This is a genomic window from Pantoea sp. 1.19, from assembly GCF_001922585.1.
Lineage (GTDB): Bacteria > Pseudomonadota > Gammaproteobacteria > Enterobacterales > Enterobacteriaceae > 1-19.
The window spans coordinates 1-19,928 of record NZ_MRBS01000012.1 but is presented as its reverse complement, the minus strand read 5'-3'; the positions used below and the strand labels follow the sequence as shown (position 1 = coordinate 19,928).

23 protein-coding genes are annotated in these 19,928 nt (G+C 61.8%); 4 read left to right on the top strand and 19 right to left on the bottom strand.

The genetic code is table 11. From position 1 onward, the window contains the following. Positions 1–69 precede the first annotated feature (69 nt). The gene (gene dgcQ / locus BS626_RS16810; RefSeq protein WP_075183538.1) at positions 70–1,743 is read left to right on the top strand and encodes a cellulose biosynthesis regulator diguanylate cyclase DgcQ; all 1,674 of its coding nucleotides are present in this window, start codon (positions 70–72) and stop codon (positions 1,741–1,743) included. 129 nt (positions 1,744–1,872) lie between these two features. Here the strand turns inward: dgcQ and BS626_RS18450 are convergent, their stop codons facing one another. From BS626_RS18450 to BS626_RS18440, 4 genes are all read right to left on the bottom strand, one after another. Next, the gene (locus tag BS626_RS18450) at positions 1,873–2,103 is read right to left on the bottom strand and encodes a hypothetical protein (RefSeq protein ID WP_139308854.1); all 231 of its coding nucleotides are present in this window, start codon (positions 2,101–2,103) and stop codon (positions 1,873–1,875) included. Positions 2,104–2,469: 366 nt separating this feature from the next. Continuing rightward, on the bottom strand, positions 2,470–2,772 hold the full coding sequence (locus BS626_RS18445; RefSeq protein ID WP_139308853.1) for a hypothetical protein: 303 nt from the start codon (positions 2,770–2,772) through the stop codon (positions 2,470–2,472). A 126-nt stretch (positions 2,773–2,898) separates the two neighbouring features. Then, positions 2,899–3,687 (bottom strand): mannosyl-3-phosphoglycerate phosphatase-related protein, encoded by a 789-nt coding sequence (locus BS626_RS16800; protein ID WP_371328512.1) that lies wholly within the window; start codon positions 3,685–3,687, stop codon positions 2,899–2,901. Positions 3,688–4,059: 372 nt separating this feature from the next. Beyond that, positions 4,060–4,254, bottom strand: coding sequence for a DUF2525 domain-containing protein (locus BS626_RS18440; RefSeq protein WP_139308852.1), 195 nt, complete (start codon positions 4,252–4,254; stop codon positions 4,060–4,062). A 287-nt stretch (positions 4,255–4,541) separates the two neighbouring features. Between BS626_RS18440 and BS626_RS16795 the strand changes: the two genes are divergently transcribed. Then, positions 4,542–4,700, top strand: coding sequence for a YqaE/Pmp3 family membrane protein (locus tag BS626_RS16795; RefSeq protein ID WP_075183536.1), 159 nt, complete (start codon positions 4,542–4,544; stop codon positions 4,698–4,700). A 42-nt stretch (positions 4,701–4,742) separates the two neighbouring features. Continuing rightward, on the top strand, positions 4,743–4,934 hold the full coding sequence (dsrB, locus tag BS626_RS16790; protein WP_075183535.1) for a protein DsrB: 192 nt from the start codon (positions 4,743–4,745) through the stop codon (positions 4,932–4,934). Positions 4,935–4,966: 32 nt separating this feature from the next. Here dsrB and BS626_RS16785 read toward each other — a convergent pair whose 3' ends face one another. The 15 genes from BS626_RS16785 to fliF all read right to left on the bottom strand — a co-directional run bounded on the left by BS626_RS16785 (position 4,967) and on the right by fliF (position 18,842). Further along, on the bottom strand, positions 4,967–6,661 hold the full coding sequence (locus BS626_RS16785; RefSeq protein WP_075183534.1) for a methyl-accepting chemotaxis protein: 1,695 nt from the start codon (positions 6,659–6,661) through the stop codon (positions 4,967–4,969). A gap of 205 nt (positions 6,662–6,866) precedes the next feature. Then, a complete protein-coding gene (gene rcsA / locus BS626_RS16780; RefSeq protein ID WP_075183533.1) occupies positions 6,867–7,511 on the bottom strand; it encodes a transcriptional regulator RcsA in 645 nt (214 codons plus the stop codon). A 639-nt stretch (positions 7,512–8,150) separates the two neighbouring features. Then, positions 8,151–8,936: a flagellar biosynthetic protein FliR gene (gene fliR, locus BS626_RS16775; protein WP_075183532.1), complete on the bottom strand. Its 786-nt coding sequence runs from the start codon at positions 8,934–8,936 to the stop codon at positions 8,151–8,153. Positions 8,937–8,970: 34 nt separating this feature from the next. Next, positions 8,971–9,240, bottom strand: a complete 270-nt coding sequence (fliQ, locus tag BS626_RS16770; RefSeq protein ID WP_075183531.1) for a flagellar biosynthesis protein FliQ — start codon at positions 9,238–9,240, stop codon at positions 8,971–8,973. A gap of 26 nt (positions 9,241–9,266) precedes the next feature. Next, on the bottom strand, positions 9,267–9,998 hold the full coding sequence (gene fliP, locus BS626_RS16765) for a flagellar type III secretion system pore protein FliP (RefSeq protein ID WP_139308851.1): 732 nt from the start codon (positions 9,996–9,998) through the stop codon (positions 9,267–9,269). Continuing rightward, positions 9,995–10,384, bottom strand: a complete 390-nt coding sequence (gene fliO, locus BS626_RS16760; protein ID WP_075183529.1) for a flagellar biosynthetic protein FliO — start codon at positions 10,382–10,384, stop codon at positions 9,995–9,997. The genes fliP and fliO overlap by 4 nt, the downstream gene beginning before the upstream one ends. A 1-nt stretch (position 10,385) precedes the next feature. Then, a complete protein-coding gene (gene fliN, locus BS626_RS16755) occupies positions 10,386–10,793 on the bottom strand; it encodes a flagellar motor switch protein FliN (protein WP_075183528.1) in 408 nt (135 codons plus the stop codon). After that, positions 10,786–11,793 (bottom strand): flagellar motor switch protein FliM, encoded by a 1,008-nt coding sequence (gene fliM, locus BS626_RS16750; RefSeq protein WP_075183527.1) that lies wholly within the window; start codon positions 11,791–11,793, stop codon positions 10,786–10,788. The genes fliN and fliM overlap by 8 nt, the downstream gene beginning before the upstream one ends. Positions 11,794–11,802: 9 nt before the next feature. Then, entirely contained in the window at positions 11,803–12,285 is a 483-nt protein-coding gene (gene fliL, locus BS626_RS16745; protein ID WP_075183526.1) for a flagellar basal body-associated protein FliL, read from the bottom strand. Between the two features lie 152 nt (positions 12,286–12,437). Then, the gene (locus tag BS626_RS16740; RefSeq protein WP_075183525.1) at positions 12,438–13,616 is read right to left on the bottom strand and encodes a flagellar hook-length control protein FliK; all 1,179 of its coding nucleotides are present in this window, start codon (positions 13,614–13,616) and stop codon (positions 12,438–12,440) included. After that, positions 13,613–14,056 carry a flagellar export protein FliJ gene (gene fliJ / locus BS626_RS16735; RefSeq protein ID WP_075183524.1) on the bottom strand — a complete coding sequence of 148 codons (444 nt, stop codon included), beginning with the start codon at positions 14,054–14,056 and terminating at the stop codon, positions 13,613–13,615. The genes BS626_RS16740 and fliJ overlap by 4 nt, the downstream gene beginning before the upstream one ends. 20 nt (positions 14,057–14,076) lie before the next feature. After that, positions 14,077–15,438 (bottom strand): flagellar protein export ATPase FliI, encoded by a 1,362-nt coding sequence (gene fliI / locus BS626_RS16730; RefSeq protein WP_075183523.1) that lies wholly within the window; start codon positions 15,436–15,438, stop codon positions 14,077–14,079. Continuing rightward, positions 15,435–16,136 carry a flagellar assembly protein FliH gene (fliH, locus tag BS626_RS16725; RefSeq protein ID WP_075183522.1) on the bottom strand — a complete coding sequence of 234 codons (702 nt, stop codon included), beginning with the start codon at positions 16,134–16,136 and terminating at the stop codon, positions 15,435–15,437. The genes fliI and fliH overlap by 4 nt, the downstream gene beginning before the upstream one ends. Beyond that, the gene (gene fliG / locus BS626_RS16720; RefSeq protein WP_075183521.1) at positions 16,129–17,121 is read right to left on the bottom strand and encodes a flagellar motor switch protein FliG; all 993 of its coding nucleotides are present in this window, start codon (positions 17,119–17,121) and stop codon (positions 16,129–16,131) included. Before fliG ends, fliH begins: the two co-directional genes overlap by 8 nt. Then, positions 17,118–18,842, bottom strand: a complete 1,725-nt coding sequence (fliF, locus tag BS626_RS16715) for a flagellar basal-body MS-ring/collar protein FliF (protein WP_075183520.1) — start codon at positions 18,840–18,842, stop codon at positions 17,118–17,120. The genes fliG and fliF overlap by 4 nt, the downstream gene beginning before the upstream one ends. Positions 18,843–19,079: 237 nt before the next feature. Here fliF and fliE point away from each other — a divergent pair, with 237 nt between their 5' ends. Beyond that, complete coding sequence (gene fliE, locus BS626_RS16710) at positions 19,080–19,391, top strand: flagellar hook-basal body complex protein FliE (RefSeq protein ID WP_075183519.1); 312 nt, start codon at positions 19,080–19,082, stop codon at positions 19,389–19,391. Positions 19,392–19,928: the final 537 nt, after the last annotated feature.

The following is a 19,928-nucleotide window of genomic DNA, read 5'->3' as shown; positions in this document are numbered from 1 at the left end:
TCGCCTGCCGGCGGCACGGGCCGGACGCGAGCGCGTGATGGTGCTGAGACTGGCAGGAGCGTACAACGGATGAAAGCGGTCTGGCTGGCGGAAACCGCACGGGGAAAACGGCATCCCAGGGTGCGGGTCCATGTCTGTTTTATCGTGGTATTTCTCTTTTCTTCTCTGCTCACCTGGCGCGAAGCGCTGGTGTTGAAAAACGCCTATCAGGAGAGCCAGCGGCAGCAGCTTGAGGCGGTCGGCGCCACCCTCGATCGCCAGTGGCAATACAGCCTCGACAGCCTGCTGTTCTATCGGGCGATGCTGCGCTATGCTCTGAGCAGCCCCATTGCCTCCGATATCAACCAGCAGGCGCTGGCGGCGTTTGCCGACGTGCGCCAGCGGGCGTTCTGGCAGCTCAGCGCGGATAACCACCGCGGCCTGCCGATTAACGGCGTCGGCGATCGCGCCGTGGCGGCGAGTCCGCTGCTGGATCGGCGCGATCCGCGGCGGCTGCGCGACGAATTTATCGCCGCGCTGGAGTTCAGCGCGATCCTGCGCCTCAACGATCCGGCCCACGATCTGCAATCGCGTACCTGGTATCTGTCTCGCGCGGGTTTCTTTGTCAGCGCCACGCCGCCCGGCAGCCTGCAGGAGGCGGAAAAAAGCTTTCGCGCGATGATCAGCCGACCCTATTTTCAGGCAATGAACTACGCAGGCAATCCCCGGCGCGACAGGCTGTGGAGCGGGCTCTATTGCGGAGCGCTGGATGAGGGACCGACCCTGACCGTCAGCATCCCGGTTGATTATGCCGGCTATTGGTATGGCGTGCTGGCGATGGATTTTTCGCGTCAGCGGCTGCACCAGCTATTGCAGAGCGCCGTTAACGGCGACAGCGAAAGTCAGCTGGCACTGCTGGATAGCCAGCTGAACACCGTGGCGGTTTCAGGCCAGCAGCCGCGCCGCCGGGATGGCTACCTGAGTTCGCCCGAGCTGCAGCAGCTGCGGCAGGCGATCGGCGCGCAATCCGCTGGCCAGCTGCGCCTCGGCTCCCGCTATCTGAGCTGGACCCGGCTGCACAACTTCGACGGCGTGCTGATCAGCATTCAGTCACTGCGCCAGGGGCTGCTGGGCAGCTATGGCCGGTTAACGCTGGTGCTGTTTGGCATGTGGATACTGTTCAGCCTGGTGCTGCTGCTTTCGCACCAAACGATAGTCCGGATGGTGAATCGCATGGTGCAGCTGCAGAGTGACCTCCATCATCGGGCCTGGTATGACGGACTCACCCGGCTCTATAACCGCACGGCCTTTTTTGACGTCGCCCGCCGCGCCGCCGCGCAGGCAGAGCGCTTACAACAGCCGGTGGCGCTACTGCAAATTGATCTCGACCACTTTAAATCGATCAATGATCGGTTTGGACACCCGGCCGGCGACCTCGCCCTGGCGCAGGCTGCCGGGCTGCTGAATCAGGCACTGCGTGAGGGAGATATTGCCGGCCGGGTAGGCGGCGAGGAGTTTTGTATTTTTCTGCCCAACACGACGCTGGCGGAGGCGGCGCAGATAGCTGAGCGACTCCGCGCAAGGCTGGCGCGTAAGGAGGTCCTGATCGCCAGCGACCGCAGTCTGAAAGTGACCGCCTCGTTTGGCGCTGCCGCCAGCGATGAATGCGGGGCGTATTTGCCGGCCACCCTGCAGTCGATCGCCGATAAACGCCTCTATCTGGCTAAGCAGCAGGGACGCAATCGGGTGTGCAGTGCGGATTAGCCCCGCCCGCGATTGTCCTCTTCGACGGCCTGAACGAGGCGCGCCGCCGCGCGGGCAGCGCCGAGGCTCCGCGTGACCCGCTGGAAATAAGGGGCCGTTCGTTGGGCGGCCATAAACGAACGGCCAGCCTCAGGGGTGGTTTATCCCCACGGCCGCCTCTTCGCCATGCTCAGTAAGCGCCAGCCGGTTCATGGGCGCCTCGTGGCTGTGACCCTCAATCCGATCCAGCGCATAGCGCAGTGGGTTGCCTTGAGCTCGCGGAATCAATCGCTGCTCAGCGGCACGCCGAGGGGGCAGTTTGCCCGGCAGCGACGGCACGATATCACCGCTCATGCGGCGCAGACCGCCGCCATCGGCCATGTTGGCCTGGCCTGTCTGACGGGGCGGTAGGGGGCTGACGGTACGCCAATCCCCAGCCTCAGTCGCCGGGGAACTTCATGACCTTCACCCCCGGGGTTGCCGGGCAAGCTTGCCGGAGAGGGGGTTGCGAAAGCCGCTCAGATAATCCAGCCAGTCGCTATGGCCGCATACTTTATGGAGCGCGCCTGCGGCAGCGGACCGGGCAGCAGGCGGTCAACCCGGCCGTTCAGCCGGTCACTGGCCACCCGCGCGCAGCTGCCTTTGGCAACGGCGGCATTCAGTGTCGGGCAGGCGACCGGATAGATCAGCCGGTCCAGCAGCTCACGTCGCCAGGTGCGAGTGTCGCCATCGTGCAGCGCGACGCGGTCAACGCGGAGGGAGGCCAGCGTGTATCAGTACCGTACCAGACGCTGCGGCCTTTACCGGGCTGACGTGGCGCGAGGCCGGCCCCGGCCAGCTCGGCATCCAGCGCGCGCAGAGGCGAGCCGTCCTGTCACAGCGGGCGGGAGAGCACGACCGGGCAAACAGGGAGCGATCGCGCTCGGCGCGATCGAGGCCGGTAACCCTTTCGCTCAGCCCCGGGATCTGCCCCAGCCCGTTAACCCTGTGGTCCAGCGCATCGCCTTCCCGTTCAGAAAACTGGCGGAGCAGCAGCCAATGCGGTGACATTGCGCCCGGCACCCGTGCCCGCCTGGTATCTCTGCGGAGATCCAGCGAAGGGAAAGTGGTCATGAGTCCGTGCCGCTGAAATCACACAGGGCGTACTCCCCGGGGGCGGCCCCTGCGCCGGCGGCCCTAAAGGAGGAAGTGCGACAGTCCCTCACTCCATCCGGTCGGCCCCGGAGCCGTTGCGTAGTAGACGCGCGAACTGGCGTCGCGCATCAGGGTTACCGGAGTTTTGCTGTGACCTTTGATCACTACCGCGTAGTCTACCAGCTCCAGCATCGGCGCATCATTGGGGCCATCGCCGAGCCCGAGCGTAGTGAAGGTCTGCCCCGCCATGGCGAACTCCCGCAACATCCATGCCAGCGCAAGGCCTTTTCCCGCCTCCTGCGGCATGACGTGCCAAAATCGTCCGCCTTCGGTCAGCTGCAGCCCGGCCTGCTGCAGCCGCTGGCGAAACGCCGCAAAGTGCGCCTCGCTGTCGCGCCAGATCAGCGATTCGGCGGCCTCGCGCTGCATGGCCAGCCGCGCGTTAGCCAGCGACAGGCCGGTCCAGTCCGCCACCTGCTGCGCGGTCGCGTCAGCAAAGCCGGTAAAGCGAAAGCCGCTGTCGGCCCGCAGCTGCCGTAAAAAAGCGCACAGCGCGCCATAGTTCGGCTGTCCGAATTCGCGGCGTTCACCGTCGAGCAGGCACGAGGCCCGGGCGCCATTTTCGGCGATAAAGGGGGCGTCCTCCAGTCCCATCTCCGCCTGCAGAGGGCGGATTTCTGCGGCGGTCTTGCTGCTGCAAAACACCAGCGGCACCTCACGCGCGCGCAGGCGATCCAGCCAGCTCAGCGCGTTATCCCAGCGGTAGGTGTGATGGTCCAACAGCGATCCGTCCAGATCGGTGACCACCATCAGGGGATGTGATAACGTCATTACCATTACGGCCTCACTTTACCGATCGATCGGTGAATGCGATAGGGCAAGTATAACCTAACCGTTCACCGGTGAAGCCCGGACTGGCGAAACGTTTCTCATGAAAATTCTGGCGGTTAGCACGGCGCAGGTGGAGAAAAAAAACCAGGATTATTCCTAAAAAACGGCGAGCCGCGCGCGACTAACCCGGCCGGTATGCCGGTATCAGGCGCGCCGCTAACGGCCCGCCGCTACAAGCGGGAAGACGACGGAAAAACCGACTTGTCTTAGTAAGTAGTCATAGTAATCTGAACGGGCTGTAAAATTTCCTGAAGTAACGAATTCCCTGCTCAATTTCGATCCCGCGCCGCAACCGGCCGGGATTTTTTTTGCTTAGCGCCGCAGCTCCGCCGCGCTGGCATCTGCCACATCCCATTCAAACTCAAGGCAAAATTCCCGACAGCTGTCGCAGGAGGAGCCATCGGCCCGTCGGCGGGTCGATGCGCACTCCTCACCGTCAGGCCGCTGGCGCTCCACCTGCGGCGCGGCAGGCCCGGTATCTGATTCGGGTACAGTACGTGGTGTCATCATCGCGCCCTCAGCGCAGCGGTCATGGTCTTTCCAGTATAGTCGCTGCCCGCGCGGTGAGGAGCCGCGCCTGCAGAAGGGGCGTGCCATCGCCCGGGCGAGGGGGGCGTCCCGGACCGGAGGTCGGCGGCAGGCGATAAGCGCAGGCCCGCTTCGCGAAGCATCGTGGGATAAGCCAGGTAGCATGCGAAGCTTCAGCGCGACGCGGTCGCTGCCGGGCCGCCAGGTAAGTGTGTAATTAACGTCTATGCTTATTCGTGTTCAACTGACTACCACACGGAGTGGATATGGATATTATACGTATTATCATCGCTATCTTATTACCGCCGCTGGGCGTGTTCATGCAGGTTGGGTTTGGCGGCGCGTTCTGGCTGAATATTCTGCTGACCCTGTTGGGCTACATTCCCGGCATCATTCATGCCGTGTGGGTGATCGCGCGTCGCTAAGCGGCTGCGCCGGGCCGCACGGGGGTTCACGAGGGAGAACAGATGCAAATTCACGATCGGGTCACCGTGAAAACGGATGGTGGGCCGCGTCGGCGAGGCACGCTGCTGGCCATCGAACCGTTTCAGGAAGGCACCATGTATCTGGTAGCGCTGGAGGACTATCCGCTGGGGATCTGGTTTTTCAATGAGGCGGACCAGCCCGACGGCGTCTTTGTCGAGCCGGACCCGGCCTGAAGCGCGCCAGAGCCAAACGCGGCGCGGCGGGGTTAAAACGTTTCCCAATGTTCCTGAGCTGGCGCCTGCGCCAGCTCAGGATGCGTTGGCGGCAGCGGGACGCTGGCCGGCGTCGGACGCAGGCGGGGTTCGCCGAGATGAAAAGCCGCAACGGCCTCACTCAGCCGCGCCGCCTGCGCCTCCAGCGCCGCCGCGGCTGAAGCGGCTTGCTGCACCAGCGTGGCATTCTGTTGCGTCACATTATCCATCTCGCTCACCGCCTGGCTCACCTGCTGAATGCCCCGGCTCTGTTCATCAGAGGCGGCGGCAATCTCGCCCATGATATCGGTCACCCGCCGCACCGCATCAACAATCTCACCCATGGTGCTGCCGGCCTGGCTAACCTGGCCCGAGCCGGTGCTGATTAACGTCACGGACTCGCCGATCAGGCCCTCAATCTCTTTGGCCGCCTGAGCGCTGCGCTGCGCCAGGCTACGCACCTCGCTGGCCACCACCGCAAAGCCGCGTCCCTGCTCCCCGGCCCGTGCGGCCTCCACCGCGGCGTTCAGCGCCAGAATATTGGTCTGGAAGGCGATACTATTGATCACGTTAGTAATTTCGGCGATTTTCTTCGAGCTGGCGGAGATATTGCTCATGGTGCTGACCACGCCGGCGACGATCTCGCCGCCGCGGCTGGCTTTGCCGGAGGCGTCGGCCGCCAGCTGGCTGGCATGGTGGGCGTTTTCCGCATTCTGCTTCACCGTCGCGGTCAGCTGTTCCATGCTGGCGGCGGTCTGCTCCAGCGCGGCGGCCTGCTGCTCCGTTCGGGAGGAGAGATGGCTATTGCCGGCGGTGATGTCGCCGGTACCCTGATAAATGGCCACCGCACCGTCGCGCACGGTGCGCACCGTTTGCGCCAGCGCCTGCTGCATGCGCTGCACATTGTCCCCCAGTACGCCAATCTCGCTGCGCCCCCAGCGGATAGGGGACGCGGTAAGATCTCCTTGCGCGATGTGCTCAATGCGCGTCACGGTATCGCGCAGCGGATGAATGACCACCCGCCGTAAAAACAGGAAGGTGAGGGCGGTCAGCAGCGCGGCGGCCAAAAACGCGGCCGCCATCATGATATAGCCCAGGCGGGCTTCGGCGTGCGCCCTGGCGTTAATGGTCCTGGCGCGATCGTCGCGGATCGCCACCGCCTTGTGCATCAGGGCCGTGAAGGCATCATCGAGCGTGTTGGTCTGCGCCGTTTCCTGCGAGATAACCCCCTCAAAGCTGCCCTGCCTGGCCGCCGCGATCATCGGCGCCAGCCCTTGCTGAACGTAAGCATCAAATGCGTTGCGTAACGGCGTATCCAGCGCAATACCCGCCGGGGTTTTACCGGTACGATGCAGGTAGTGGCCAATGCTGCTCGCCGCCTCGTTGATAAGGGCATCGCCGGCCGCCAGGTTAGCACGGAAGCTATCCATATCGCCGATGCGCGCCGCCGCCGCGGCGCGAATAATGGTCAGGCGCGCGCTGCGTAAGCGATTGGCACTGTCGGTCAGGTTCGCGTGGATACCGATCTCGACGGTGGCATCCTTTAGCGCCTGCTGGCTGTGCAGCAAAAAATAGCTGGCGCAGCCAATGCTCAGAGCAAACAGCAGCAAAATGGCGGCAAAAATAGTGCCAAACAGCGGCACCAAACGTACATGCTGCCAAAAACGCAGCGGGGCAGAGGTTTCTGGCGTAACGGAGCGAAGGATCATGGTACACAGTCCCGGTCAGTGAAAAGGATCAATCCCTGACCTGATCATCGGCAGCGGAGGGCAAAGGCTGAGGGGAGTATTTGGGATCGCGATCGCAAATCAGCCAGGAAGGCCGTTGAAAGCGGACAGCGATTTGTCAGGCGCGCGGCCCGGGCTCGTGACGAACGCGCACCGGGCCGCGGCGGCCGCGCGTCAAGGCGAGGGGTTAAGCCTGACGCACATTCACATAGATACCGCTGGTGACGTTGTCGGTCAAACGGACCACATGATAAATGACCTGCTTATTATGCGTTTTGATTTTGCGTTTAATATTGCCTTTGTGCGATGACACGGTTTTCGCTTTAATTTTCATCTCTTCCGAGATGCGAATGGTGTCATGTCCGGACATCCACATTTTTAGCATGTTTGATTCCGTCTGGCTCAGGGTAAGCGGATGCACGTCGTGAGCAGCCGATGCCAGCCGGGGCGTGGCCACGTTACGTTTCTGAAAATAACTGTGTAGCAGGGTATCCAGCGTTGAAGATTTAATCGACTTTGACGTAATAATTAAATTCTTGCGGACATATAAGTATTCCTCAAAATGGATATTCGTGATCGCCATAAAAATAAAGAACAGGGTCTCGGGATGCTGCATGATAACGTGCCTGATACGCTCGCTAGCATCAGGCTCATGAATAAAACAGTCCTCGTTGAGGAAAACCACTCCGGGTTTGATCTGATGACACTTAAGTTGCAGTTGCTCGATGTCGGTAACGGAAAAAATATTTTTCTTTTTCATACCCTTGAGCGACATGTAGTCTGTCAGGCCCATCCGTGTATAACTGCATGAATCCATAATAATCGTTGGCATGATAGCGGCCCTCACCAAATATGTTATCCGTTTGAATCAACGATGATTTACGCGTTCCCGGTGTAAGACACTCCCCTGTCAAAAACGTGAGCTAACGGGCATTAAAACTGAACGATTATGACATTCAGGTGACACCAGGCTGTCCATGCTCTTTATATATAAGATTTCAGGGCGACAAAGCACAGCGCTTTGAGCCAGCCACCATCCGTGCGGTATCGCGGGTCAAAAAGTGACGCAGATCACATCCGTTTAGCCGAAATGAGATTGTCACTCTGTCGCATCGTCAGAGGGATGCTGATAAGACAATTCTCAAAATTATTCACATGATGAATAATCACTCTGCGTGAGTCAGTTGACAATGACGCAAAATTCGTATTCTGACAAGAAAAAAAATACATATTGAAACATGTTAAAAAACAGTATCTTATGATTTCAGTCTCGACTGGTCCTGTTGGCTAACCCACCGGCATTTCAAAACTAAAATACGTCAAAGACCGTTTAATAAGAATCATTTTTGCAGGTATTTCCCATTTATCAGAAAATCCTTACGAATTTTCTGATAAAAATGGTTCGAAAAATGCACACACTGTTTTACTGGCTTAACGTATTAGTCTCTTCACTTAGTGAAATGGCTAATCTTTATCCGGCGGGCAGCTCGGCGAGCAGTCGCGATAACAAATCAAAGACTTCGCCAAACAGGTGTTCACAAAAAGGCGCCAGTAGCGGGATTAGCATGCCCATTGCCAGCATGCCTATTGATAAGGTCAGCGGAAAGCCAATCACGAAGACGGAGAGCTGAGGTGAAATACGGTTTAATAAACCCAGGGCCAGATTCAGCCCCAGTAGCAGCGTAATGATCGGCAGGGCCAGCATCATACCATTAATAAAAATTAATCCTGCGGCGCGGGTCAGCGCCATGAAAGCCTGCCCGTTGAGGGGCTCACCGCCGATGGGTAGCGTATAAAAACTGTCCGCCAATAAACTGAGTAACCATAAATGACCGTTAAAGGTAAGAAACAGCAGCATCGCCAGCATATCTAAAAAGCGTGCCAATACGGGCATATTGAGACGGCTGGCGGGATCAAAGAACGTCGCAAACGACAGGCCCATTTGCAGACCGATCACTTCGCCGGCCATGCGTACGGCGGCAAACGCCAGCTGCATGGTAAAGCCCAGCGCCACCCCGATCAGAATTTGCTGGATCAACAGCCAGAAGCCCGCCGGCGAAAACAGGGTCACCGGCACCACCGGCAGGCCGGGGGCCAGCAGCCAGGTGATCATCGCCGCGAGGCCAATCTTCACTTTGTGGCTCACCTGACGCTCACTGAAGATCGGTGCGGTACTGACCAGCGCCAGTACCCTGACCAGCGGCCAGAAGAGCTGGGCCAGCCACATCATCAGCTGGCTGCTATCGAACGTTATCATCGCGACGCACGGGCGGGCAGCATGGCAAGGGGCCTTAACCGATCATGGCCGGCAGGTTGCTGAACAGACTGCGCATATAGTCGAGGATCAGATTCAGCATCCACGGGCCGGCGACCACCACGGTCGCGGCCACGGCGAGGATTTTGGGGATAAACGACAGGGTTTGCTCGTTGATTTGGGTCGCCGCCTGCAGGATGCTGATGATCAGGCCGCTCAACAGCGCAACCAGCAGCAGGGGCGCGGCCAGCGCCAGCGCCACTTTCATCGCCTCGTGTCCCAGTACCATTACCGCTTCGGGGGTCATTGTTCTCTCCGGGTTGCTCAGGCGCGCTAGCTGTAAAAGCTTTGCGCAAGGGAGCTGACCAGCAGCTGCCAGCCATCCACCAGTACAAACAGCATCAGTTTAAACGGCAGGGCGATGGTAGCGGGGGGGACCATCATCATCCCCAGCGCCATCAGCACGCTGGCCACCACCAGATCAATAATCAGAAACGGAATAAACACCGTAAAGCCAATTTGGAAGGCGGTTTTCAGCTCGCTGGTAACATAGGCCGGCAGCAAAATGCGCATTGGCACCGCTTCCGGTCCGGCCAGCGGTGGCTGATTAGCCAGGCGGGCAAACAGCGCCAGATCCGCCTCCCGCGTTTGGCGCAGCATAAAGTCGCGCAGTGGCTGGGCGCCTTTATCCATCGCGACTTCCATGCTTATCTTATCCTGACTAAAGGGCAGGTAGGCATCCTGATAAATCTTGTCGAACACCGGTGCCATAATAAAGAAGGTCAGAAACAGCGCCAGACCTAGCAGCACCTGGTTCGGGGGCGCCGAGGGCGTCCCCAGCGCATTGCGCAGCAGGCCAAAGACGATAATGATGCGCGTAAAGCTGGTCATCATCAGCAGAATCGCCGGTAAAAAGGTCAGTGAGGTGATAAACACCAGCGTTTGTACTGGCAGGCTCCAGCTCTGGCCGCCGTTCGCCAGCGGCGTGCTGATCACTCCGGGCAACTGGGCCTGGGCGGCGGGTACCAGCAGCAGCAGCAGCAGCGCGATGCAACGCCCCATCATGAACGTCCTCGTTTCAGTGCGCTGAGCAGCTGGCGAAAGTCCGGTTTTGCCTCCGGCCCGGTGACCGGGGAGGGCGGACTGGCCGCGGGCAGCGTGTGCAGATGCGTAATGTGCTGCGGCGTGACGCCCAGCACCAGGCGCGCGCCCTCCACGTCCACTACCACCACCCGCTCGCGAGCGCCCAGCTGGCAGCTGGCGCTGATGTTCAACGCCTGGCGTCCGGCGCGTTTACCGGCAAAGCCCAGCCGTTTCACCAGCCAGCCGGCAAACAGAATCAGCAGGATAATGCCGGCCAGTACGCTGCTGACCTGGGTCAGCATGGCGCCGGAGGTGGGCGCGTGGCCGGCGACGGGAAGGGAGGTGCTGGGGGTTGGCGCAGTGTTCATGTTAGCGGCTCAACCGGCGCATGCGTTCAGACGGCGTAATGATGTCGGTGATGCGCACGCCATACTTGTCGGCGACCACCACCACTTCGCCCTGGGCGATCAGATAGCCGTTGATCAGGATATCCAGTGGCTCTCCGGCGAGGCCATCCAGCGCCACCACCGATCCCTGCGTCAGACGTAGCAGCTCTTTAATGGTCATCTTGGTACGGCCCAGCTCGACGGTCAGCTTAACCGGGATATCCATAATCAGGTCGATATCCTGCGGCGATCCGCTGGTGGCAGAGGATTCAAAGTGCTTAAACACGGCGTCGCCCGCGGGCGCGGCGCTTTCTGACTGCTCTTTCATCGCTTCAGCCCACAGATCGTCCGCAGCGGTGTTGTCATCGGAAGATTTACTGGTTTCACTCATCGGGCTGTTCCTCATTCAGCGAATTCAACATCGGGTTAATCAACTGTTCTACGCGCAGCGCGTACTGACCGTTTACCGTGCCGTACTGACTGGTCAGCACCGGTACGCCGTCCACGTGGGCGATCACCCGATCGGGCTTCTCTATCGGCAGCACATCGCCCGGCTTCAGCGCTAAAATGTGCGACAGACGGAGTGACACATCGGCAAAATTGGCCACCAGCTCCAGCTCCGAATGTTGCACCTGCTGCACCAGGTTATCGCGCCAGCTTTCATCCTCCTGGCGGGAGTTTTCCAGCGGTGGATTCACCAGCAGTTCACGCAGCGGCTCGATCATGGAAAAGGGGATACAGATATTGAACTCCCCCATTAAATTACCAATCTCCACCTGAAACGGCGTGGTGACCACGATGTCATTGGGCGAGGTGGTAATGTTGGTAAATTTTACCTGCATCTCAGAGCGCACATACTCCACCTCCAGCGGATAGATCGCCCGCCAGGCATCGCTGTAGGCATCCAGCGCCAGCTTCAGCATGCGCCGAATCACCCGCTGTTCGGTATGGGTAAACTCGCGGCCTTCCACTTTGGTGGGAAACCGTCCGTCACCGCCGAACAGGTTATCCACGGCGATAAATACCAGGCTGGGAGAAAACACCAGCAGCGCCGTGCCGCGCAGCGGCTTCAAATGAATCAGGTTCAGGTTGGTGGGCACCGGTAAATTGCGGGCGAACTCGTGATAGGGCTGAATCTTGACCGCGCCGACCGAGATATCCGGACTGCGGCGCAGCAGGTTAAACAGCCCCATGCGGAAATGGCGCGCAAAGCGCTCATTAATGATCTCCAGCGCCTGCAGCCGCTCGCGGACTACGCGGCGCTGGGTGTTGGGATCGTAGGGGCGAATCTCATTGTCGCCCGGTTGTAACGGACTCTCATCTGCCGCGGCGTCACTGTCACCGTTCAGCAGCGCGTCGATTTCCGCCTGTGAAAGAATGTTATCGCCCATAGCTGTCCATCATCGCAAGATAAACGCCGTAAACAGCACGTCGTTTACGATCTGTTCGGGTTGACCTTTAACCAGCGGCGGCGCCAGCACCTGTTTAATCTCGGTCACCAGCTGCTGTTTTCCCGTCTCTTTGGCCAGCGCGACGGCGTTCTGTCGTGACAGCAGCAGCAGCAGGCGGCTGCGGATCTCCGGCAGGTAATCGTTCATCCGACGACGGGTCTCCTCATCCGGCAGGCGCAGCGTGAAGCCGGCATACAGCACCCGGTCCATGTCGTTCTCCTCATTGACCAGGTTGACGGTGAAGGTATCCAGGGCAAAAAAGACCGGCGGCGCGGGCGATTCCGTCCGGGCCGGCTCCGTGGGATGAGCGGGGGCGTAAAACATCCGCCACCCGGCGTATCCCGCCCCGGCTAATGCGGCAACGGAGATAATCAGCACCAGCGGTACCAGCAGGCGGCGCTTGCCGCCTTTGGCTTTTGCGTTATCAGACATAGTCGCGGTAACTTCCTGTGTGTTTAAAGGTTACGGATATCGCCTGACGCCATTCCGGAATCCCTGCTTGCCCGGGTATTATCCGGCGCCAGGCCCCGTTCAATACGGAGAACAGGCAGGCGTTTTGCCATCACCTTGGGCGTTTGCCCCGATCAGGCGAAAATATCCACGCCGCCGCGGCCTGAGACCTGCGCCTGCAAGGAGGCGGGCACCGTCAGCGTGGCCTCTGGCTCATCAGCGGCCGCTATCGGGGCGGCGGCCGGTGAGGGCGGATGATCCTGCTGCCGCTCTCCGGAGGCCGCGTGCTGGAAGGCGCCGTCACCGCTGACGCTGCTCTGCCCCAGCTGAATGCCGCTCTCCGCCAGCGCGGTGCGCAGGTGGGGCAGCGCCGCCTCCAGTGCGGCGCGGACCTGGCCGTGACCGCTGACCAGGCTCAGCTGCGCCTGATCATTGTCCAGCGTCAGACTGACCTGAATCGCACCTAGCTCCTGCGGATGCAGCTTCAACTCGGCGCTCTGCTGTCCCTGGCGGCTAAACAGCATAATGTGCTGGCTTAATCCCTGCTGCCACGCCTGACTGCCCAGTTGGGCACTCAGCTGGGCCGTGACCGGCGGTGGCACCGGGCCGGCGGGCTGGGCCACCGCGCCCATACTGCCAGCGGCGGGCAGCGCTGGCGTTGACTGCGCGGCCGCTACCGGAGCCGCCGGCGTCGCCTCTTCACGGATGCGCGGGGCCAGCGCGGCCAATGGCGGGCTGGCCCCGCGCGCGCTATCTGCCGCTGCGTCGGCCGCCGGTGCGCCGCCGGTCTCGCTGCGTGCGGCCAGCGGGGCGGCCTTCGTCAGCAGGTCGCCTGCGCGGCGGGTCGCCGTGCCTGCGTCGGCGACGGGCGCAGTCGCACCGGCGGCTACCGCCGGTGGCGCTACCGCAGGCGGGGCCACCGGCAGCATGGCAAACAGCGCCTGCAGCGCTTGCTGATCTACCGCGCCGCGCCGCGCGGCGTCGGCCCGATCGTTATCATCGGCGGCGTGCGGCCGGGCTTTAATACTTTGCGGCGGCAGCCGTGCCTGCAGACTGGCGGGATCGCCCAGCGTGCTCAACAGCGTCTGCCACTCCGCCGGCAGCGCGGACGTGTCGGCCGGGTCGGCGGCGGACAACCGCGGCTCGGCAGAGGCGGCGATCGTCGCCGACGGCGGTGCGGCGCGCAGGCGATCGCCCAGCAGCGCCAGAAAGGCGTCAGGCAGCGCGGTGGACTGGCGGTCGGCTTCTCCTCCGCTGGTAACGGGTTGCCCCGCCGGTCCGGACGTCGCGGTCAGCATCGGCAGATTGATCATTCACGGTTCCTCTGGCTGGCGCGCTGGGCAAATTCATCCATGCGCTTCTGATCGAGACGGTTCTCCGCCAGCAGGGCGGCGCTGGCGGCGCGGGTATGCAGGGTATCGAAGGCACTCAGCCGTTTCTGCTTGTCGCGCCAGTGCTGCAGCGCCAGCTCCAGACGCTGATTCCACTGGTTCAGCAGCTGGCGGTGCTGCTCAATAGCCTGCTCCAGCGTGGTCAAAAACTGGTGGTAGTTGTTCCAGCAGTGGCTGGTAATGCCGCCGCTCAGGGTCAGGTCGAGCTGATGACGGTACTCATTCTGGTAAGAGAGCAGCGTCGTCAGCTGTTCATCAGCCTGCTCTCGGGCGCGGCGGACTTCACCCAGGCGCAGAGCCGCGTCATCGACGTCTTTCTGCGCCAGCGATCGGAGAGTGTCCAGCGGTGAACGTGGTGGCATGCGCATGACTCCAGACAAGTTCAGGTAAACAGCGCGTCGAGCGCGGCACAGGCCTCGTCCCAACTGCTGCGCTCAAAAATTCCCTGCTGTAAAAAGGCTTCCAGCTGCGGCCGGAGCTGGATGGCGCGATCGAGGGTCGGATCGCTGCCGGCGGCGTAGGCGCCCACGCTTATCAGATCGCGATTGCGCTGCCAGCTGGAGAGCCACTGTTTACACTGGCGGACGCGCTGGTAATGGGCGTCGTCGACCAGGTGGGTCATCGCGCGGCTGATTGACGCTTCAATATCGATAGCCGGGTAGTGACCGGCTTCCGCCAGCCGGCGTGAGAGAACCACATGGCCATCCAGAATCGCGCGGGCGGCATCGGCGATGGGATCCTGCAGATCGTCGCCCTCGGTGAGCACGGTATAAAACGCGGTAACCGAGCCGCCGCCGTCAATACCGTTACCGGCACGCTCAACCAGTGCCGGCAATTTGGCGAACACCGACGGCGGATAGCCTTTGGTGGCCGGAGGCTCGCCGATGGCCAGCGCAATTTCGCGCTGCGCCATGGCGTAGCGGGTCAGCGAATCCATGATCAGCAGCACATGGTGTCCGCGGTCGCGAAAGTCTTCCGCAATGCGGGTGGCATAGGCGGCGCCCTGCATCCGCAGCAGCGGTGAAACGTCCGCCGGGGCGGCAATCACCACGGAGCGGGCGCGTCCGTCGACGCCGAGGATATTTTCGATAAAATCTTTCACTTCGCGGCCGCGCTCCCCAATCAGCCCGACCACGATCACATCGGCGCGGGTATAGCGCGCCATCATCCCCAGCAGGACGCTTTTACCGACGCCGGAACCGGCAAACAGTCCCATTCGCTGGCCGCGACCCACGGTCAGCAGGGCGTTGATCGCCCGCACGCCGGTATCCAGTACGTCGACAATCGGCGTGCGCTGCAGCGGGTTAAACGGCGGAGTGATCAACGCGGCACGGTAGCCGGTATCCGGTGGCGGCAGCCCATCCAGCGGGCGGCCACTGCCGTCCAGCACGCGCCCCAGCAGGGCCGGGCCGAGCGGCAGCTGTTTACCACTCTGGGGACTCTCGCCGTCGCTGCGGGCAAATACCCGCGCACCGGGCAGGATGCCCTCCACGTCCTCCAGCGGCATCAGCATCAGCTTCTGGCCGTTAAATCCCACCACTTCGCTGTCAACTTCGCTGACTGCCGTACCGTCCAGCCGTTCGATCACGCAGGTTGCACCCAGCGGCAGCTGAAGTCCGGTGGCCTCCAGCACCAGGCCGGTGGCGCGGGTCAGGCGTCCGTAGCGGCGCACGTCCGCTACCCGACTGACCCGCGCTTCAAACTGATCGAGCGCCCCCAGCCAGCGCGAGAGACGGGCGGTCATGATCGTTCACCGGGCGCGGCCAGTCGGCAGAGCTCGTGCCAGCGGGTAGCGACGCTGGCATCCAGATCGCCATCTTCCGCGCTCACCTTGCAGCCGCCGGGATGCAGCGTGCTATCGGCGAGTAACCGCCAGCCGTGCAGGCTGAGGGTGGCGCCGAGGCTTTGCTCAATGCGCGGCAGATCGTCAGGGTGCACCCGCAGCTGCGGCCGGCCGCTGAACAGCGGCTCCTGCTGTAACAGCTGCTGGATGTGGCGCAGCAGGGCGCTGCCGTCGCACACCGCCGGCTGTCCCAGCACCTGACGGGCAGCGGCCAGCGCCAGCTGCATCAGTCGCGAGGGGATCACGCTGTCGAGGGCGTCCAGCGAGTGCTGAAACTCCGCGACCAGCTGCTGCAGGCGCGCCTGATGCGGAGCCTGCTGCTGCAGCGCCTCGGCCAGTCCCTGCTGATAGCCCGCCTCGTAGCCGGCTTTTTGACCGTCGCTGAACCCCTGCTGCTGCCCCTCCTGATAGCCAAGCCGCTGTCCATCCTGCTGCGCCTGCTGGCGCAGCTCGCCCAGCGCCAGCTGTTGGAGGTCAGCCTCGACGTGCAGCGGTAGCGGTGCGGTGTCGCGGGGAGGAGCGGGGTCCGCCGCCTGCGAACGGGTGCCCAGCAGATCGTCAGGCTGCCAGCGCTGCCAGGCCAGGGGTGACTCAGACATAGGTTTCCTCGCTGCCGCCAATCACCATCTCGCCGCTCTCCGCCAGGCGGCGGACAATCAGCAGGATCGCTTTCTGTTCGTTTTCTACCTGCGACATGCGCACCGGCCCGCGGGTGGCGAGATCGTCGCGCAGGATATCCGCCGCGCGCTGCGACATATTGCGCAGGAATTTTTCGCGCAGCGGTTGATCGGCGCCCTTCAGCGCAATCAGCAGCGCTTCCGACTCCACTTCCTGCAGCAGGCGCTGGATACTGCGATCGTCAACGTCGACCAGGTTTTCGAACAGGAACATTTCGTCGATGATCTTCTGCGCCAGTTCGCCGTCAAATTCGCGCACCGCATCGATGACCGCCTCTTCCTGCTGGGTTTTCATCAGGTTGATAATTTCGGCGGCGGTACGGATGCCGCCCATCTTCGCGCGCTTGAGGTTCTGACCGTCCAGCAGGTTATTCAGCACCTCGGTCAGTTCGGCCAGCGCGGCCGGCTGCACGCCGCCAAAGGTCGCGATACGCAGCATCACATCGTGGCGCAGACGCTCGTCGAAGAGGGCAATGATATCCGCCGCCTGACCGCGCTTCAGGTGCACCAGAATGGTGGCGATGATCTGCGGATGCTCGTCGCGGATCAGGTCGGCCGCCGCCTGCGGCTCCATGAAGTTGAGGGTCTCCATACCGCTGGTGGTTTCGCGGGTTTCGAGGATATCCTCCAGCAGGCTGGCGGCCCGCTCTTCACCCAGCGCCTTCACCAGCACGCTGCGCAGGTACTCATTGGCATTGACGCTTAGCGCGGCGTACTGCTCCGCCTCGGTCTCAAACTCCCCCAGCACGTCGGTCAGCTGCTTGTGGGAGACCTGGCGCATATTGGCCATCGCCGCGCCGAGGTGCTGAACCTCGCGGGTGCTGAGGTGTTTAAAGACTTCGGCGGCGCGATCCTCACCAACGGTCATCAGCAAAATGGCGCTCTTTTCCGTTCCGCTCAGGCTCATAGTTCGTCCTTCATCCACTGGCGAATGACCAGCGCCACGACGCGCGGATCGTTTTCTGACATCTCGCGAATGCGCTGGGTCATCATTTCGGCGCTCATCCGGTGCTGCGACTTACGCTGGCTATTCAGTTCATCTTTACTCAGCGTGACGCTGACTCCCGCATCCTCCCGCTGCTCGCGGCGGCGAGCGTGAGCTTCCGCCACCGTGCTCGCCTCCTCGCTGCGGCGCTGCAGCTGCGGACGCACCAGTTTGCGCCACAGCAGCCAGGCCGCCAGCGCGACCAGCAGCCAGCGTCCGATATCCAGCAGGCGATCGACGGTCTGCTCTTGCTGCCAGAACGGCAGTTCGCCGCCGGCCGGCTCGCTCTGCGTAAACGGTGAGTTGACCACGTTCAGGCTATCGCCTCGCTGGCTGGAGAACCCCATCGCTTCGCGCGCCAGCGCCTCTACCTGCTTCAGCTGTTGGGCGTTCAGCGCCAGCGCTTTCCCCGCGTCATCGGTGCGGTAGTTCACCACCACCGCCACCGAGAGGCGTTGAACGGCGCCCACATTCATTTTGGTGTGGCGAATGGTGCGATCCACTTCGTAGTTAGTGGTGTTATCGCTGCGGCTGGTCGTCGGCACGCTGCCGGCGCGGGTGCTGGCCGAGGTTGCTGCGTTACCGGCGGCGGTCGCCGCGCGGCCGTTTGCCGCGCCGCTCGCCGGCGCGCTGTTCGCCGCCGGCGAGGCGATCGGCGCGCTGTTGGCCGGCGCCGGCTGGTTCGAGAGCGCGCCGGGCACGCCGCCGGGCAGGCCACTGCCAATCTGCTCGCTGCTGCTGGTCTGGCGCGAGCGGATTGCCGCCTGGGCCGGGTCGCTGTTTGGCTTATATTGCTCTTCGGTCTGCTCGCGGCGGTCAAAGTCGATCTGCGCGGTAACCTGCGCATGGACGTTACCGCTGCCAACAATCGGCGCCAGAATCGCTTCAATACGCTGCTGATAGCGGCTCTCAACCTCGGTTGCATACTTCAGCTGCGCATCGTTCAGATCGCGACCGGCGCTATCGCTGCGGGTCAGCAGGCGCCCGCTCTGGTCCACTACCGTCACGTTTCCCGGCGGCAGGCCGGCGACGCTGCTGGAGACCATGTGCACGATAGCGCTGATCTGCCCCTCGTCGAGCGCGCGCCCCGGCTGTAGCGCCAGGGTCACCGATGCGGACGGTGCTTTCTGTTCGCGAACAAACAGCGACGGCTTCGGCATCGCCAGGTGTACCCGCACGCTCTTAACCGGCCCCAGGGTGGCAATAGTGCGGGCCAGTTCCCCCTCCAGCGCGCGCTGATAATTCACCTGCTCGCTAAACTGGCTGATGCCGAACTGCTCCTTATCCAGTAGCTCAAACCCTACCGCGCCGCCTTTCGGCAGCCCCTGCTGCGCCAGACGCAGGCGCAGCTCATGCACCTTGTCCGCCGGTACCAGCAGTGCGCCGCCGCGGTCGTCAAACCGGTAAGGGATATTCATCTGCGTCAGCTGGGTGACAATCGCGCCACCGTCTTCATCGGAAAGGTTGTTATACAGCACGCGATAATCGGGTTGTTTGGCCCACAGTACCAGGGCGATGATCACCGCAATGGCGGCGGCGGCGGCAACGATGCCGCTCAGGCGCGGGTTGGCGCGCAGGCGCGCAACAAGGTCACTGAAGCCTTTCTTCTCGTTAGGTGCGTGTGGCGTAACGGTAGCATTCATGACCTTGTCCTGCCTGAACGGTGTACGGTCCCGGTGGTATGGTTAAGTCGAAGCAAAACGGACTCCCTGCAGCGGCCCTGGATAAAAAATTCCACTTTAATCACCTGCCATTATTTGCCCGGTGCCAAAATTCGATGGCTGAATAAGGTGGCTTTTTTGCAGTTAATTACCGCCTTTGTCCGCTACGCGCTGTGGTAATTTTGCAGCCGTTAATCGGTTATTCCGTGGGGAGTCAGCATGGCCATTCAGGGCATTGAGGGTGTGGTACAGCAGCTGGCGTTGGGCGCCCGTCAGGCGTCGGGCGTTAGCGCGGAGGGTGGGGCGCAGCTGGACTTTGCCGCCGCGCTAAAATCGGCGCTGGGGCAGATCAGTGACGTACAGCAAAGCGCGCGGCAGCAGGCGCAGGATTTCTCGCTGGGCAAATCCGGCGTGGCGCTGAACGATGTGATGATCGATCTGCAAAAATCCTCGGTATCGATGCAGATGGGCATTCAGGTCCGTAACAAGCTGGTGCAGGCGTATACCGATATCATGAATATGCAGGTTTAGGCAGATAACTATCTGAACCTGTTGATGTTTATAATACTACCACCTTTAGTGGAGCACGTATGTAGCACAGGATCGCTCATTCTCGTGTTGATGAGCGAGAGCTGGTCAGTGTTGTTCTCTGACATCCAGGCGCCATAAACCTGATATACCCTCTGCGCATCTGAGTGAGCCCTTTGCGATGCAGCGTAGTTCAGGTTTGCGCCTGCGAAGAGAGCCCAGCAGACGAACGTATGACGTGACTGATATGCTGTCCGGTGACGCCGGCCTGCACGCCTCAGGGCGCCGGTCCATATCTGACCGAGTGACTCAGTTGAGTCAGTTGCGCCCGACCTCCCGTTGACTGCGTTCACGCATTACAATGCAACTCCCCGCGCACAGCGCGCCGGGATATTACTTCCCGAGAGAATGCCGACGGCAGCGGGCATCGTTACGACAGCTGTCCGGAGATGGCGGGTCAGGAGCAGCCACTAAGCCAAATCTTTGGCTGAGCAAACAGCACCATTTTCACCAGGGCGTTCATCACAGGACGCATTGGCG

Bases quoted from the DNA above. Each gene is read 5' to 3' on its own strand.
- fliG (WP_075183521.1), bottom strand. From the start codon at position 17,121: ATGAGCCTGAGCGGAACGGAAAAGAGCGCCATTTTGCTGATGACCGTT.
- fliI (WP_075183523.1), bottom strand. From the start codon at position 15,438: ATGACCGCCCGTCTCTCGCGCTGGCTGGGGGCGCTCGATCAGTTTGAA.
- fliO (WP_075183529.1), bottom strand. From the start codon at position 10,384: ATGAACACTGCGCCAACCCCCAGCACCTCCCTTCCCGTCGCCGGCCAC.
- fliP (WP_139308851.1), bottom strand. From the start codon at position 9,998: ATGATGGGGCGTTGCATCGCGCTGCTGCTGCTGCTGCTGGTACCCGCC.
- dsrB (WP_075183535.1), top strand. From the start codon at position 4,743: ATGCAAATTCACGATCGGGTCACCGTGAAAACGGATGGTGGGCCGCGT.
- fliQ (WP_075183531.1), bottom strand. From the start codon at position 9,240: ATGACCCCCGAAGCGGTAATGGTACTGGGACACGAGGCGATGAAAGTG.
- BS626_RS16795 (WP_075183536.1), top strand. From the start codon at position 4,542: ATGGATATTATACGTATTATCATCGCTATCTTATTACCGCCGCTGGGC.
- BS626_RS16800 (WP_371328512.1), bottom strand. From the start codon at position 3,687: ATGACGTTATCACATCCCCTGATGGTGGTCACCGATCTGGACGGATCG.
- fliF (WP_075183520.1), bottom strand. From the start codon at position 18,842: ATGAATGCTACCGTTACGCCACACGCACCTAACGAGAAGAAAGGCTTC.
- BS626_RS16740 (WP_075183525.1), bottom strand. From the start codon at position 13,616: ATGATCAATCTGCCGATGCTGACCGCGACGTCCGGACCGGCGGGGCAA.
- fliL (WP_075183526.1), bottom strand. From the start codon at position 12,285: ATGTCTGATAACGCAAAAGCCAAAGGCGGCAAGCGCCGCCTGCTGGTA.
- fliH (WP_075183522.1), bottom strand. From the start codon at position 16,136: ATGTCTGAGTCACCCCTGGCCTGGCAGCGCTGGCAGCCTGACGATCTG.
- fliE (WP_075183519.1), top strand. From the start codon at position 19,080: ATGGCCATTCAGGGCATTGAGGGTGTGGTACAGCAGCTGGCGTTGGGC.
- BS626_RS18440 (WP_139308852.1), bottom strand. From the start codon at position 4,254: ATGACACCACGTACTGTACCCGAATCAGATACCGGGCCTGCCGCGCCG.
- dgcQ (WP_075183538.1), top strand. From the start codon at position 70: ATGAAAGCGGTCTGGCTGGCGGAAACCGCACGGGGAAAACGGCATCCC.
- BS626_RS16785 (WP_075183534.1), bottom strand. From the start codon at position 6,661: ATGATCCTTCGCTCCGTTACGCCAGAAACCTCTGCCCCGCTGCGTTTT.
- fliJ (WP_075183524.1), bottom strand. From the start codon at position 14,056: ATGCCACCACGTTCACCGCTGGACACTCTCCGATCGCTGGCGCAGAAA.
- BS626_RS18445 (WP_139308853.1), bottom strand. From the start codon at position 2,772: ATGTCACCGCATTGGCTGCTGCTCCGCCAGTTTTCTGAACGGGAAGGC.
- fliN (WP_075183528.1), bottom strand. From the start codon at position 10,793: ATGAGTGAAACCAGTAAATCTTCCGATGACAACACCGCTGCGGACGAT.
- rcsA (WP_075183533.1), bottom strand. From the start codon at position 7,511: ATGCCAACGATTATTATGGATTCATGCAGTTATACACGGATGGGCCTG.
- BS626_RS18450 (WP_139308854.1), bottom strand. From the start codon at position 2,103: ATGGCCGATGGCGGCGGTCTGCGCCGCATGAGCGGTGATATCGTGCCG.
- fliR (WP_075183532.1), bottom strand. From the start codon at position 8,936: ATGATAACGTTCGATAGCAGCCAGCTGATGATGTGGCTGGCCCAGCTC.
- fliM (WP_075183527.1), bottom strand. From the start codon at position 11,793: ATGGGCGATAACATTCTTTCACAGGCGGAAATCGACGCGCTGCTGAAC.